This is a genomic window from Burkholderia sp. GbtcB21 (assembly GCF_019091065.1).
GTDB lineage: Bacteria > Pseudomonadota > Gammaproteobacteria > Burkholderiales > Burkholderiaceae > Burkholderia > Burkholderia pyrrocinia_C.
The window spans coordinates 374,781-390,825 of the sequence record NZ_JAGXKA010000001.1 but is presented as its reverse complement, the minus strand read 5'-3'; the positions used below and the strand labels follow the sequence as shown (position 1 = coordinate 390,825).

5 protein-coding genes are annotated in these 16,045 nt (G+C 69.4%); 2 read left to right on the top strand and 3 right to left on the bottom strand.

Annotated elements, in window-relative coordinates; translation table 11 throughout:
* Window positions 1–74: 74 nt before the first annotated feature.
* Window positions 75–248 (bottom strand): hypothetical protein, encoded by a 174-nt coding sequence (locus KVT39_RS01650; RefSeq protein WP_217587302.1) that lies wholly within the window; start codon window positions 246–248, stop codon window positions 75–77.
* Between the two features lie 210 nt (window positions 249–458).
* Between KVT39_RS01650 and KVT39_RS01645 the strand changes: the two genes are divergently transcribed.
* Window positions 459–932 carry a hypothetical protein gene (locus tag KVT39_RS01645; protein WP_034180137.1) on the top strand — a complete coding sequence of 158 codons (474 nt, stop codon included), beginning with the start codon at window positions 459–461 and terminating at the stop codon, window positions 930–932.
* A gap of 141 nt (window positions 933–1,073) precedes the next feature.
* On the opposite strand, the gene pal is transcribed toward KVT39_RS01645, so the two are convergent.
* Both pal and KVT39_RS01635 read right to left on the bottom strand, forming a co-directional pair.
* On the bottom strand, window positions 1,074–1,565 hold the full coding sequence (gene pal, locus KVT39_RS01640; RefSeq protein WP_175747753.1) for a peptidoglycan-associated lipoprotein Pal: 492 nt from the start codon (window positions 1,563–1,565) through the stop codon (window positions 1,074–1,076).
* 409 nt (window positions 1,566–1,974) lie between these two features.
* On the bottom strand, window positions 1,975–3,186 hold the full coding sequence (locus KVT39_RS01635; RefSeq protein WP_217587300.1) for a porin: 1,212 nt from the start codon (window positions 3,184–3,186) through the stop codon (window positions 1,975–1,977).
* A 497-nt stretch (window positions 3,187–3,683) separates the two neighbouring features.
* Between KVT39_RS01635 and KVT39_RS01630 the strand changes: the two genes are divergently transcribed.
* Window positions 3,684–16,037, top strand: a complete 12,354-nt coding sequence (locus tag KVT39_RS01630; RefSeq protein WP_217587298.1) for an LWXIA domain-containing protein — start codon at window positions 3,684–3,686, stop codon at window positions 16,035–16,037.
* The last annotated feature ends 8 nt before the right edge of the window (window positions 16,038–16,045 follow it).

Here is a 16,045-nt window from a genome sequence, read left to right as displayed (position 1 = left end):
GGGGCGTCGCGCGCGATGCGGCCGGTTTCCGGTCCTCGCGTGCGATGCATCGTCCGACTTTTCGAGGCGGTTCTTCAGTAGCCGCCGCCACCTCCACCACCGCCTCCGCCACCGCTGCCTCCCGAGCCGCCGCCGTACCGGCTCATGCCCGGTCCTTGCGAAGTGCCGCTGCCCGGCTGCGTACATCCCGCCGACAGCACAAGCATCAGCGCCGCGATCAACGCCGCGGCCAACGTTGTCGATTTCATTGCAATCTCCTTGCAGCGCGCAGGCCGCAGGACAGGCCGGTTCGCGTGAACCGTGCGTCTGCGCGATGACGAAACGTCTCGGGCGGGCCGTTTATTCCATGCTTTTTGCGTATCGTCGCGCGCGATGGTGCCGGATCGGATCCGCTGCGCGGTGCCTTGGTACACTCCGGCACGCCGCCATTCCGATTCCGACTACAAAATACAAAAACCATGAATGCAACTCTCGAGAGCCCGCCGCGTGAACCGTCGCGTCCGTCCCGGCCCATCGTGCTCGGCTGCCTGTCATTTGCCGTCGGCGGCCCGCTGGTCGCGGCGCTCGTCTGGCCGGGCGTGATGCTGATCGCGTGGACGTTGATCGACGGCCCGTCATGGGACGTGCTGAAAGTCAGCGCCGGCATGGTGCCGATGATCTTCTTCGCGTCGTTCCTGTTCGGCTATTTCCTGCCGGCGACGGTCGCGGGCGGCATCATGGGCGCGATCGGCACGCGGATCCGGCGGCGCTGGTTCGTATTGCTGGGGATCGTCGTGGGCACCTGCTCGATGATCTGTTATGTGCTGCTACAGAGCCGCCTGCTGAACGACGATGAAATCGGCGGCATCAACATGATCGCCATACTCGATTCGTTCGTCACGTCGGCCGTGATGTCGCACTGGCTGCATCGGCGGCTCGAACGCCGGCGTTGAGCGCGACGCGCCGCGTATCGAGTGCGTGAACGGTGACGCGCATGAGCCCGGCGAGCCGAACGGCACCGCTCGGCCGCGTCCGCGGCCGGCGGCCTGCCACGCTTTCCTTTACGCGGATGCCGCCGTCGCGGCGGCGTCCGGTCAACGATAGACGAGATCGGCGCGGCGGTTCTGCGCCCACGAATCCTCGTCGTGGCCGAGCGCGACCGGCTTTTCCTTGCCGAGGCTGACGGCCTCGAGTTGCGTGCCCGGCACGCCGAGCGTTTCCAGCGCGCTCAACACGGCTTGCGAGCGGCGCTGGCCGAGCGCGAGGTTGTATTCGGACGTCCCGCGTTCGTCGGTGTTGCCCTGGATCAGCACGCGCCGGGCCGGATGGCCGCGCAGGTAGTCGGCGTGCGCCTGCAGCAGCGACTGGAATTCAGGCTTCACGGAATACGCGTCGAAATCGAAATAGATGCTGCGTTTCGCGAGCGGGCTGTTCGGATTGTCGAGATCGTCGGCCGTCACCGTTGCGACGGCTTCGCTCGAGGGCGTCGGCGCCATGCCGGCATTCTCGGGTGTTTTCGCCGCGTGGTGGCAACCGGCCAGCAGTGCGACGGCGGCCAGGACCGCAAATCGGTTCGTTTTGCTCATCGTTCGTCTCCAGCGGTTGACTGCGTTGAAAGCGTGGTGCGTGCCATCGGCACGTACGTATCCGGCTGCAACGGCGCGAAAGGTCCGGCTCCGTCGACGCGATGCATGTCCGTAAGCCGGTGGTGCGCCATATGAAAGAGTGTTGTGACCGGAACACCGAATCACGGCGTCGCTGCAAACAGAGTAGGAAAAATGTCACAACGCGACCAGTTTCTCCGCATTTTTTGCGCGGACGCGACAGTCGGGGACGCATTCTTGCTCCCGCCGGCACCACGCGGTACACGCTGACACAGCGAAAAGGCCGCGCGCGGGCGCGGCCCTTTCTGCACCGGTCACCATGATCGAGCGGAGCTCGAAACGCGTTCCGTACGCAATCGACCGGACAGTGCAGCGGCGAAGCGCCGCGTCGTCAGAACTTGTGCCGCAGCCCCAGCGCGACGACGACCTGGTTGCTGTTCGCCGAAGGCGTCAGCGTCCAGACGGTCGCGTTGAACGCGGGATTGCCGTTGCCGCCGCTCACGCTCTGGTACACGCCTTCGAGATACGCATCCGTGCGCTTCGACAGCGCATAGTCGGCCTGCGCGACGACCTGGTTCCATTTCGGGCGCGTCTGGCCCGTGCGCGTGTCGAAGCGGCCCATCGTGTACGTGTACGCGGCGGCGAGGCTCAACGCGCGCGTGACGAAGAAGCGCCCGTCGACCGTGAAGTTGTCGAACACGAGCGATTCGCCTTTCAGCGGCGCGATATTGCTGCCCTGGAGCACGCCCGTCACGCCGTCGGTGGTCGAGTGCGACCACGCGGCGCCGACCGAATGCGGCCCGAACGCATAACGGCCGGCCGCGGCCCAGATCTGCTGGTTGCCGCCCGTGATCGTCGCCGACCCGTCGACCGTGCTCAGCGCACCGTCCGGGTTCGGCGAATTGCGGTCGCGGCTGATCTTCAGGTAGCCGGCGCCGAGCTTCAGCGGCCCGTTCGCATACGACAGCCCCGCGCTCCATGCCGCGTTGTTGGAGAACTGGCCGGCCGTGTTCGAGAAGCCGAACATCGCGCCGAACGTCAGCCCGCGGTACGTCGGGCTCGTGTATTTCACCGCGTTGTTGATGCGAAGGTTGCGGTTCGAATCGTCGTTGTCGTACGGATGGACCGCGAGGTTGCCGCCCCAGCCGGGGCCGGACGCGCCGAGCGGCGTCACGAAGTCGAGGATCAGGTCGTACTGGCGGCCGAACGTCAGCGTGCCGGCCGTCTTCGAGCTCACGCCGAGCCATGCCTGGCGGCCGAACATGTCGACGCCTTTCTGCGACAGCTTGCCGGTGGTGCCCGAGAAGCCGTTTTCTAGCGTGAAGACCGCGGCCATGCCGCCGCCGAGATCCTCGCGGCCGCGCAGCCCCCAGCGCGACGCGTTCAGTGCGCCGCTCGTCATCGCGACGCTGCCGCTGCCGGGCGAGCCGGCGCCCTGCGTGCGCTGGTTGGTCGAGTAGGTGATCGACGTGTCGATCAGGCCGTACAGCGTCACGCTGCTCTGTGCGTGCACGATGGCCGGCGCGAAGCCGGTCACGCATGCGGCGATCACGGTCCCCGCGACGCGCGCGCCGGCATGCTTGTTCATCTGGTAGGAATGCATAGGAGTTTTTATCGTTTGCCCGGCACGGTGGCCGGCGGATCGAGCGGCCATTATTGGAGATCGTGCGACGGTCGATTAAGGCGTTGCACAGGAAAGGTCCTCTGCGAAATCGAGCGGAATCGCGGCGCGTCGGCGTCGGGGATTCAGTCGGGAGCGGGGCGCGTGTGGTGCAGGAGGAAGTGCGTCGCGGCGTCGGCGGCGCGTTTCGGTTTCAGTGCGGCCGCCGCGGCTTTCGCCAGGCCAATGAGAATTGGCTGGACGACACGGCCGGAGGCAACGGAAAAATTTACCGTTCGTGCTGCGCCGATCCGGTATCGGCAAGCAACGGCCGTTGCCCGCGCCACATTCGTAGCGCACGTTTCCCGGTGCCGGCGTAATCGGGCCGGCGACTACGTAATTCGCGACTTTTTGCGCGTTGTTGGTTCGGCACAATGGACCATTGCGCGTGGCGGCCTGCCGCTTGCCCGGTACGTCACGCATGCCGCGGGAGAACGGACATGGTGTTGATGGCAGTGGGAGGGGGCGGACCGGTCGACGTGCCGCAGCCGCAGAACGACAACAACCCGACGAACAATAACGGGACGAACAACAACGGCGCCGCCGGCGCTCCTCCGGCCCAGACCCCCGAACAGAAGGCCCTCGCCGCGGCGCAGGCCGAGACCCAGCGCCTGCTCCAGCTGGCGCAGGCGGAGATGGCGGCGCTCAAGCGCCTGAACGACCAGGGCGCGTCGCAAGCCGACCTCGACAACCAGGTCAAGAAGGCCGAAAGCGCTTGGGGCGCGGTGCAGGCGGCCGTCGAGAACCAGATGCGCGTTGCCGCGGACGGCGGCGGCGACACGAACAAGGCGATCGCGGGCGTCGCATCGGATCTGCGCAACGCGTCGCCGAAGGATCCCGTGCTCGGCGAGGTGCTCGACGACGCGCAGAAGGCGGTCACGGCGGAATCGGCGCCCCAGCGGGCGACCAACGAGAAGGCATTCCAGTTCGCGCTGGCGGTGCAGCACGACCAGGACGCGTATGCCGACGTGAAGCAGTACAACGCGCTGCCGGGCGGCGTCCGGCGCGCCGACCCCGAAACCGGTGCGCAGTTGCGTCAGGCAGCCAGCGCGGCCGATGCGAACAGCGACACCGCCTACACGGCGCTGACGACCGCACTGCGCCACGAATACAGCGTGTCGGCCGCGACGCTGCGCCTGAACGACGCGAAGGCAGACTACGCGGCGTGGCAGAAGGAGCCGGGCGGATTGCGCCGTGCCGACGAGGCCGACATCACGCGGGAGATGTCGCAGGCACAGAGCCAGTACGACAAGGTGGTGACGGGCGGCGACGACACCGCGCTGACCTACGTGACGGCCGACGAGCAGAAACAGGCCGTCGCGTCCGTGAAGCAGAACCACGACGGCATGTGGTACACCGGCCTCGTCGACGCATTCGGCGAGCAAAGCCAGCTCCAACGCACGATCGCGACGATCAATCCCGACGATCCGTCGCTGTCGCCGCAGATGAAGCAGCTCGCGCAGTCCGATCCGGTCACCTTTGCGCTGCTGCAGGACACGGGCCAGACCGTCGATCCGAACGACCCGAAGCTGTCGACCCAGGAGAAGGACCTGGCGAAGCGGAATCCGCTCGCGGAGGCGTTCGTCAAGCTGACGGGCATCGAGGTGAACCCGGAAAACGTGAAGGATCCGGCCGCGGCCAAGACGCTGAAGGATCAGATCGACCAGCAGGGCGTGTTCCAGTATGCGATGGGGAAGGTCGACCCGAAGTCGCCGGGGCCCGGGTACCAGAAGATCCAGCTGCTGCTCGCGGCGGCGCCCGACGTGCGGCTGCAGTACACGAAGCAGCAGGTCTCGCAGCTGATGCAGAACCCGGGCAGCAACCCCGGCGCCGCGCTCCAGGTGCTGAAGACCAACATGGACGCATCGTTCTCGCTGGACGAGCGCCAGACGCTGTGGACGCAGGCCGGCCAGCCGCATTTCGACGCGAACTTCATCCATTCGCAGATCGATCCGCTGATGCAGAAGCCCGATTCGAAGGCGACGGACCAGGCAAGCATGCAGGCGCGTTACGACGGCAGGATGAATGCCGACAAGGCCGGCAAATGGATGCAGGACATCCTCGCCAATGCGCCGCCCGAATTCGCGGGCGTCGTGCTCGACACCGTGAAGAAGGATTTCGGCAACAAGTGGACGCAGTCGAACACGGGCACGCCTCAGCCTTACGGGGACGGCACCGAGTTCTACAAGGGGCTCAGCAAGGCGGTCGGGCTGGCCGACCAGCAGCCGACCGCGAACGGCGAGCCCGTGCATCGCGAGGACGACGTCGCGAGCTGGCTGCTCGACGCCAACGGCAACGCGAAGACGATGATCTACACGCTGCGCGGCAGCGACACGGGATACGGGTTCGACGGCGTGCGCCAGGCGCTTTCGTCCGGCGTCGATCCTTCGCTGTCGAAGGCGCTGCTGTCGAAGATGCAGAACGACGACCGGTTCCGCTCGGGTTTCGCGAACGACTTCCAGCTCCGCTACCAGCAAGGCACCGAGCACGCGCAGAGCAACCAGAACAAGCAGGCCGCGACGGCCAGCTACAACCTGTTCAAGTCCGATCCGGACAAGCAGCTGAAGGCGTACTTCAACGACTTCCAGAAGAACTTCGACGGCCAGTCCCGGACGTTCACGGTCGGTTCCGACCAGCTCACGAACTTCGTCGGCGCGGGGCTCGGGATACAGCCCGACGACCCGGGCGCGGTGCCGACCGACGCGAAAGACGTGCCGTCGATGGCGCTGCTCGAGCAGATGATCGTCGGCAACGGACAGTTGCTGAACGGCACGGCGGTGAACAGCAAGTCGCTGTACGCGCAGAATTCGGCCGCGACGAAGATGATCCAGACCGTCGTCGACCAGATCCGGAAAGTCGGCGGCGATCACGCGGTCGTGTCGCTGGTGCCGATCTACTACGTGTCGAAGAGCACGGGCACCGCGCCGAGCGCGCTGTTCAAGGTGCAGGTCGACGGGCATCCGGACCAGTACAAGCTGATCGACGATCGCGGCTGGAAGTACGACACCGTCGACGACTACCAGCACAACAATGCGCTGTCCGACGACGGCAAGCTGTACGTGCCGAAGAACCTGAAGCTCGATGGGTCGCCCGTCGATCTCGGGCAATACGAACCGATCGACGCGCACAAGACGGAGTGGTACCAGCACGCCGAACACATTCTCGAGATCGGCACCGGCATTCTCGCGGCGGCCGGCGGCGTCGTGCTGGTCGCGAGCGGAATCGGCGCGCCGGTCGGCGGCGTGCTGCTCGGCGCGGCCTGGACCGCGGTCGGCGCGGGGATGGCGGTCGGCGTGCCGGCTGCGATCGGCGACCTGAAGAACCTGAGCGATCACGGCCAGTCGACCGGCTTCGGCAATGCGCAGGCGCGCGGCGACTGGATCAGCCTGATCGGCAGCGGCGCGGGCATCGCAGGCGGCGGGCTCGGCGTGGCGGCGAAGTCGCTCGCGGAGGCGTCGTCGCTGCTGCGCACGACCGGGAAGATGTCGGACATCCTCACGATTGCGTCGCGCGGCGAGGGCGCCACGGTCGAAACGGCCGGCCTGGGCCGCTTCGCGCAGGAAGCCGACGCGTTCCAGTCGCTTGCGCAGACGACGGGCCGCACGTCGCAGGTGTTCAACCTCTCGGGCGGCGCGATCGGCGGCTACCAGATGGTCGACCAGGGCGCGTCGCTGATCAAGAACTGGGACGCGATGTCCGATTCCGATCGCGCGCAGCAGCTGCTGAACCTCGGCGTCGGCGTCGCGCAGATGGGCCTCGGTTCACACGCGCTGATGGAACGGCCGATTCGCGCGATCACGAAGACGCCCGCGCCGCCGGCGCCGCGGCCGACGACGATCGATGTCGTGCACACGATGCTCACCAGCGGACTGGTGAACCAGCGTCTCGCGGTGGGCGAGATCGGCAACCCGTGGCAGCACGCCGAGCAGCAGGCACGCAGTTTCGGCGAACCGGCCGACAACGGCGAGCCGGTCGCGCCGGCCGAAACCGGCTTGCGGTCCAGATTCTCCGCGTGGCTGCGCGCGCGCCGCACCCAGGGCACGCCGGAAGACGGCGACGTGACGCTGCTGCGGCTCGCGCCCGACGCCGAAGCGGGCGACGGCGCGGTGACGCCGGCGGTCGCCGGCGCGCTGGCGGGCGATGAGGCGGCGCCGACCGAGGCCGGTGCGCCGGGGACGGTGGCGCGCCCCACGTCGTGGGCGATTCCCGCGCATGTCGCCGCCGATCCGGAGATCCTGAGCAGCGTGGTCGGGTCGATCCTCGAGAGCGGCAACCGTCTCGAGCATGTCGAGTACTACGTATACGCGCTGGAGGACGCGGCAGGCAACGTGCGCGTGCCGGAGGAAGACGGGCTGCCCGCCACCGAACGGGGCAATCTGTGGGACGACATGCAAGTGGCGAAGGCGGATGCGCGCCGCGCCCGCGCGGCCGACGATGCGGCGGCCCGCGCGGCCGCGTCGCCCGACGACGAAGGCACGATCGGCGTGACCCGCTATACGGCCTATTACGACGCGCTGATGGTCGGCGGCGAAGGCGTGGCGGCCGGCCGCTACCGGATCGCGCTGGTCGACAGCAGCGCGCTCGCTGCGGACGGCACGGTGCCGCCCGAGGCGGTTGTCGGCCACGTCGGGCTCAACGACGCCGGCAATGCGTTCGTGCTGTCGATGAACGACGCGTACGACCGTACGCTGCAGGTGGTGTATCCGCGCGGGTTCGATCCGGCCAAGCCGCTGATCCGCAGCGAGGACGGCCGGCGCATCGACGTGATCAACGCGCCGCACGGACTGAGAGAAACGCAGTGGGGCGCGTATCCGCGCCGCGAAGCCGATCTCGCGATCTATTCGGACCATCCGCAGCAGCCCGAGAACCAGCTGCCGGCCGGTGAACGGCCGCTGATGCCGGTGCCGCCCGGCTATTTCGCGGTGTATGCGCACGCGTGGGCCGATGCGTTCGCGAGCGCGACCGGCAAGGCGATGAGCGCCGACGATCTCGCGGAAATGGTGCGTCAGAGCGGCTGGGACGGCAAATCGCCGGTGATCCTTTATGCATGCGGCGCGGGCACGCGGGTGACTTCGCTCGCGCAATTGCTGGCGAACGTGCTGGGGGTGGACGTCTACGGCGCGAGCGGCTTCGTCGCGTGGCGATCGCCGCGCTATCGCAACGACGGCAGCCCCGCGTCGGGCTATGCGGGCGGCATCGTGGTGGAACCCGGCGCGCCCAACTATGCGGGGGTGCCCGACCATTCGGTGCAGCATGCGCCGCGCACCTACCGTTTCTCGCCGGCCTTGGCGGTCATCGACCAGGGCGCGCATCCGGTCAACTGGAGCAACGTGGCGCTGCGCCCGGTGTCGAACGGCTGGGGCGGCGGCGATAGCTCGGGCGACGTGCGCGTGCCGCTCGGCGTGTACGTGTGGCGCGTGCTGACGCGGCGCGGGGCGATCGTCAATCCGCGCAGCGGCCGCTCGGCGAGCGCGCTCGAGATGACGCACGCGCTGGAGGATCTGGCGTGGAAAGGCTATACGCCGGGCGTGCCGGTCGCGTTGGAGGGGCCGCACAGCGGCGCCGATCCCCAGTTGCTGCAGGAATTCGCGGACCTGATCCAGGCACCGGTATTCGGCCGGCTCGGCGACGACGACGCGGCCGGGTGGCGGCGCGCGATCCCCAACCCGAACCGCCGGCTCGCGCGCTTCCAGATCGAACCCGACGTGAACGGCAAGTTCTCGCCGGGCCGCGCGCAGCCGGTGCGCATCAATCCGCTGGAACTGCGGCCGGTGCCGGGCTCGAGCGTCGTGAACCTGCTCGGCCACGCGACCGCGCGGCAGTTCCTGAAGGTGTCGGGTTTCGACATCGCCGAATCGCACGGCACGAAGCCGCGCGACGTGAGCTGGGAAAGCTCGGCCGCCGTCACGCAAGGCGGCAGCACGATGTCGCCGCGGGAATTTGCCCGCAAGCTACTCGAGGATCCCACCTATACGGAGGGCAACGGCGTGCTGCTGACGGGCTGCTATCTCGGTTCCGGCGGCTACCCGTTCGCGCAGGAGCTCGCTTACGAGCTGCAGGTGCCCGTGATCGCGTCGATCGCGTCCAACTCGGTGCGCGGCACCGGCGCGCTGTTCCTGCATCCGAACAGCGACGACATCGTCGTGCCGGCACACGATCCCGACGTGTCGACGCGGCTCTATCTGCATATCCCGGAGACGCCCGATGCGACCGACCCGCCGATGGTGTTCGCGCGGCGGGGCGAGCCTGTGCGGGGCGCGGCTACGCACGGCGACGCACCGGTCGAACCGGTGCGCCCGATCGAAGCGCAGATCGATCCGGAAGCGGACAGCGGGCGGCGCGGCAACGCCGGCATGCCGGAGGAGGCCGGGCGGCCCGCGCCTGGGCCGACGCCGCGCGGGCCCGCGCATCCGCGTCTTGCGCCCGAACCGGACGCGGGCGAGCCGCCCGTTTATGTGCCGACCCCGCTCGTCGAGGTCGGGCCGGGACAGATCTTCACCGCCGACGAATGGGCCGCGCGCACCGAGCAGGCCGCCGAAGCCGACGCGGACGACGGCCTGTCGGGCATCCCGCAGAAGATTTATCCGAAGAACAGCCGCGTCTATACGGACCGCAAGGTCGTCAACGACGGCGTCGTCACGACGACGGTTCATGGCCAGACGGTGCTGCAGCCCGGCTTCGAAGACGTGACCGGAGTCGACGCGACACAGCATCCCGAATTCCTGCGCCCGGCCGACACGCTGCTGATGCCTGCCGACGATCCGCTGCATGCGATCGGCGCGCGCGGACTGATGTCGCCGCCCGGCCATCACGTGGTGTTCGGCCACGGGATTTCCGCCGACGCGATGCTGGGCCCGGACGGGCGGCATCTCACGCCGGACGAGGTGGCCGAGCGCGTCGCGCCGCTTCTCGAGCCGGACCAGGACGTGACGCTGTATTCCTGCTATGGCGGCTCGAGCAAGCACGATCCGCTGCGCATCGCGCCCGGTCAGGTGCGGGCCGCGAGCGCGACGTTTGCCCAGGCGCTCGCGCAGCGCCTGTCCGAGCTGACCGGGCGGCCGACGTCGGTCTGGGCGCCGCCGGACATCCTGCTCGTCGAGCGCGACGGTTCCGCCACCGTGCGCGGGACGCGGCCGACCGGCCAGGTCGACAAGGATCGTCTCGCGATGCGGGTGTTCCGCGGCGAGCCCGCACGCGCGGGCCGCCCGGCATTGCCCGCCGCGCCGGACGCGGCGCCGTCGCCGGCAACGGCACGTACGGCGGCGCGGCCGATGGCCGACGGACCGGTGCGCCCGACCGTGCCGCGCGTCCCCGATCCGACGTTCGCCGATCCGGACTACGATTTCACGCCGATTCCGGACGATACGTTCGAATCGGTCACGCTCGATCATGCGTTCCGCGGCGCGCTGGCCGACCGGCCGGGCGTGATCGGCGACGCCGCGCGCGTGACGCGCGCCGGCGGCACCGTGAGCCAGCACTGGCCGAGCGGTTTCCTCGACGGACCTGAGCCCACCCGCGTGATCGACGGCGTGATGCAGGCGTTCGACGAGGCCGGGCTGACGAACCTGCGCGTCGAGTTCGTGACGCGCGACGGCAGCGTCGTGCTCGGCGAAGGCACCGATTTCGGTGCGCTCGATCCCGAGGACGGCTGGTTCCGGTTCAGCGGCACGGTGCCCGACGCGGCGGCGGGTGCCGCGCATGCGTCGAGCCACGCGGGAAGCGAAGCGCGGCCTGCGTTGGCTGAAGGTACGCGGCTCGTCGGGCACGACGAACTGGGGCGCGCACTCGATGCGGCGCGCGGCGCGGCAAGCGACTACGCGTACGTGCCGGTCGACGCGCTGCCCGACGAAACCGCGTTCGCACGCGGCGACCTGACCGCGCAGGAACGCGTCGCGGCCAGCGCGACGGCGAATCTGGCCGCGGTCGACGCTGCCGCACCGGCCGATGTCGTGCTGCTGTCGACGCTCGGCCACGATCCGGCAAGCGCGCTGCGGGTCACCACGCCCGGCGGCGAGCTGTTCAAACCGGCCGGCGTCGACATGTATGTCGTGCGGACCCGCGACGCGGCAACCGGCGACGTGTCGTACCGGCTCGTCGGCGTGGATCGCTCCGGATTGCCGGAAGGCTATGCGGCCGTGCATGCCGGCGGAACGCGCGCGGTCGGCGCGGCCGACGGCAGCCCGACCTGGCCGATGATCGGACCGGCGGGGCCGGCGGCCAGCCGGCTCACGGGGCCTGCCGGCGATCCGTCCGGCGCGCCGACGCCAGCCGCGGCAGCCGGTCATGCGGGCGCGCCCGCCGTGCCGGAGGGTGCCACGGTGGCCGCGGCGGCCGAAGCCCAGGCAAGCGCCGCCGCATGGCTCGACAGCCTGGAGCGGCGCACGCTGACGCGCGTCGACGGCGCGCATGCGCCGACCCTCGACGGGCTCGCGCGCCGGCTCGGCCCCAACGCGCACGTGCTGGTCGCCGTGCATGCCGCGCGGCCCGCCGCGGACGCCGAACATGCGCCGCCGACCGTCGTCGCGGTGCTCGAGACCGACGCGAACGGCGCGCTCGGTCCGGTGCGGATGCTGGACGGCAAGCGCGTGCCGAACGCGCTCAAGAAGGCGCTGACGAATGCCGGCAGCAAGGGGCGCAATACGCGCCGCAGCTACGACTTCTATGTGTCGCCGGTTGCGCACGACGAACTGATGCACTTCGGCGGCCCGTCGACGATCAAGACGCCGGACGGCAAATCGTCGTGGCCGGTAGCGGCATCGAACCGACAAGTCGATGGCGAGCTGGCCGCCGACATCGCGAAGCTGCAGGACGCGCCGCGCTTCAAGCGGCCGCGTCAGGCCGTGCGCGCGGTCGAAGGCGACCGTCGCTGGATCCACGTGATCGACGACGAGACGGGCAAAGTGCTCGGCTACGCGGAGCGCAACGCGGCTCACGAATGGAAGTACTACGAGAAGGCGCCGCTCGCCGACACCGAGATTCCCGAACAGGATCTGCGCGCGGTGTTCCGGCGGCGGCGCAGGGGCGGCATTCCGGTCGGACGCTCGCCTCGGCGCGGCATCCGCTTCGTGGCCAGCGACGTCAAGCCCGAGACCGTCGACCGGATCGGCGGCTTTCGGCCGGCGAAGGAGCCCGATACCGACACGAAGCCGCGCCGCACGGCGGGCGACACGTTCCAGTCGATCGTGCCGACCCGCCGGCCGCTGGTGCGCGCGGACGCGGAGCAGGGCGGGGGCGACACCGCGTCGCGCTCGCCGCTCGTCGATCCGCATCTGTTGCCGTCCGACCAGTCCGCGTTCAACGCGGTCGACTTCAGCGGCAACAGCGTGCCGCACCTGCTGACCGCGATCCGGAACGGCTCGGTGAGCGGCAGCCAGCACGTGATCTACGTGTTCGAGACCGACGGCCCGGTGGCGGAAGCGCTCGGCGACCCGCGCGGCGTGATCGCCGAGCGTAACGGCGAGATGCGCTGGTTCGACAACGTCCGCGATGCGAACAACGCGAGCCGCAACGGTGTCGCGCTCGACGAAATGCCGATCGGCACCGACCGGTTCGGCGCGGACATGCATTTCCTGCTCACGCAACTGTCGCCGCGCGAATTCCTGAAGGCCGCGCGGCCGACGCGCGTCGCGGCGCTCGAGGCGCGCGAGCAGGCGCTGCTCGGGCAACTGCGTGACGCGGAGGCGCGCGGCCGCCAGTCCGCGCCGTTCCGCGCGCTCGCGGCGCGCACGCGGCTCGGCTACAACGAAGTGCGCGGCGAATTGCAGCGCCTGCGGCGGAGCGGCTTCTCCCGCAACGGCGCGGCGCTGGAGACGCTGGCGATCGAGCCGTACCAGCCGGGGCTGTCGTCGACCACGGTCGTCGAGTTCAACTTGCGCAACGGCGCGGCCAAACCCGAGCAGTACTTCCCCACGCACGAGCAGGTCGAGGCCTTCAACAAGCAGGCGCAGCGCGCCGGCAACACGGAGGATCTGGTGCTGAAGGGCGAGCCGCAGGCCGTGATGGTCGACGTGGGCATGTGGCGGACGCTGCTCAACAAGCTGTATGTCGCACGCGACGTGTCGACGTCGTCGTCGCGCTTCCTGCCGGTGCCGGGCAGACAGCGCACGCGCCGGTTCGGCGCGGCGACGGTCGCCGACAAGCGCATCCGGCAGATCTTCACGCGCTCGAACGCGCAGTTGCAGGACCGCATGGTGCCGATGGCGCGTTCGTTCTCGCTGAGCGACGATCCGGCGCTGATGACGAAGCAGGTCGAGCGGCACGGCGGCGTGATGCCGGTCGTCACGCTCGTGGTCGATCCGCATTCGCTCGCGGCGGCGCTCGGCAAGGCGCACGATCCGGATTTCCTGCGCGCGGTGGATGCGCTCGGCGACCAGAAAAACGCCGTGTTCGACGGCGAGAACGGAATGATCCATCCCGCGCCCGGCACGGACGGCAAGGCGCTCCCGCTCGACGATCTCGCGCATCTGCATCGCTGGCTCGACGAGGCCGCGCGCTCGGGTTTCGCGATCCGGCTCGAGACCGCGCCGTCGCGCGCGCTCGTATCCGGCGCCGACTACCGGTTCCAGTCGGGCACCAACGACACCTATCACGACTATGTGCGGATGTTTACGGCGCTCGAACGCTGGGCCAACGCGAATCCGGGCGTCGCGGCGCCGAACGTGATGGTCACGTTCCACGGCTGGGACGCGGTGCCGGAGTCGGTGCCGGGCGCCGGCCATGAAAAGCTGCTGCGCGCGGTGCTCGAACGCAACGGGCTCGAGTGGGTGCACATGGGCCTGTCGTACGGCACGCACGGCGCGGACTTCATCGGCAACCACGATCTCACCGGCGCGCTCGCGAAGCTGATCGTCGAATACCGCAACCGGCCCGACATGATCGGACGCCTGCACGGTGCCGACGCGCTGACGCGCGTGTTCGAGCGGGTCGACCGGCAGACGCTGGCGAACCAGCATCAGCTGCTGTTCGCGGAAGTCGAGCGGATCGGCGCGGCGCACGGGATGACGCCCGCCGACGTGGCCGCGCTGCGTCAGCAGCTCTACGAAGGCAACACGACCGTGTGGCTGAACCAGGCGCGCAAGGCGACGATCGAGCATGCGATGCCGCTATGGGAAGCCGACGGCAATCCGCCGCGCAACGAGACGGAACGGGGCGCGCGCACGTTCGGCGGGCGCTGGCTGGAACAGTACGGCGCCGGCGTGCCCGACCGGGTGACCACCAGCGCGCGGCCGGCCGCGGCGGACCCGCTCGACCACTGGCGTGCGGTCGTGCACGATCCCGCGCTGATCAACGACGGCACGAAGCCGATCGGTGCGAGCCGTCGGGAAGCCGCGCAACTCGCCAAGGTGAAGATTCCCGACGAGAAGCGTGCGCAGGCGGAACTGCATGCGCTGCGGGTGCATGACGAGCCGCTCGGCAACCAGACGCCGCCGCCGTCGCCGCAGCGGATTGCCGGCGACATCGCGGTGGCCACCGCGACCGGCGGCGCCGGGGCGTTCGCGCTCGTCACGCTGGGCAGGGAGTCGCTTCGCACCGCGTCGAATTCGCTGTATGCGGGGCTGCGGGTCGGTCGCGTGTTCCAGGCGCTGCATCATGGCGCGGTCGCGAGCCTGAAGAACGGCGACCCGCGCGTGTTCGACCGGGTGGTCGACCGGCTCGTGCGCGGGTTGCAGACGCAACTGAAGGCGAACGGCTTCGACGTGGATGGGCGCGGCGCGCAACTCGTGCAGATCGCGCACGAAGGCAAGGCCAAGGCCGCGCAACTGCGCGCGCTCAACGATGACGGCGTGCTGTCGTTCGACGACACGGTGACGCACACCAAGGCAATCGCCGCCGACATGCTCGCGCAGATGCAGGGCGTGGTGGGCGGCACGTCGCTGAAGCTGCTGCACCACGGCAGCCCGCGGCACTCGGTGGGCCGGGTCGGCCGCGTGCTCGCGCTCGGCGGTTACGGCGGCTCGATCACGATGAACGCGGCTCGGGCGATCGCAAAGGGCGACTGGCTGGCCGGCGGGCAGGCCGTGGGCGGCATCTTCAGTGGGCTCTATACCGGCATCGTCTACAAGGGCAGCCTGCGCGGCGTGAATGCGGACAATCGCAGCCAGCTGGCGCGCACCGTGAGTGCGACCGGCGACTACCTGACCTCGGCCATGAGCATCGCGAGCGGCATTCATACCGCGATGACGGGCGATCCGACCACCGGCACGCTGACGACGATGTCCGGCATGCTGCTCGGCGCCGGGCGCCTGCATTCGCATTTCCCGAATGCGACGCCGTGGCTGGAGCGCTTGCCGACCGGCATCGCGCTGGCGCCGGTGGCGATCTTCGGCGTCATGCAGGGGATTAATCTCGTCACGTCGGCGATGGCGCCGGACCAGCAGAACCAGCCGCCGGCCGGTCCGAACGCCGGCACACCGACGCCGGGCGCGTCGCCCACGCCGTCGGCCGGCGCGACGACGGCGCCGGCCCAGCCGAGTGCTTCCGCGACGCCGTCGGCACCGGCGTCTGCCCAGCCGAGTGCATCCGCGACACCGTCGCAACCGGCGCAGCCTCCGTCGAGTTCGCCAAGTGCCACGCCGCTGACCGTGAATGTGGTCGCGGGCGATTCGTTGTGGACGATTGCCGAACGTCACGAAGGATCGCTGCTGGCCGCGGCCCACGTGCCGGCCGATCAACAGCAGCGGATGTCGGACGGTCAGCGGATCAACGTCGCGCTCAACGAAATCCTGCAGCTCAACCGGAATCTGGCGAGCAATCCGGGCGAGATCGCTCCCGGGCAGCAGGTGATCGTCGGGTGATGGATGGC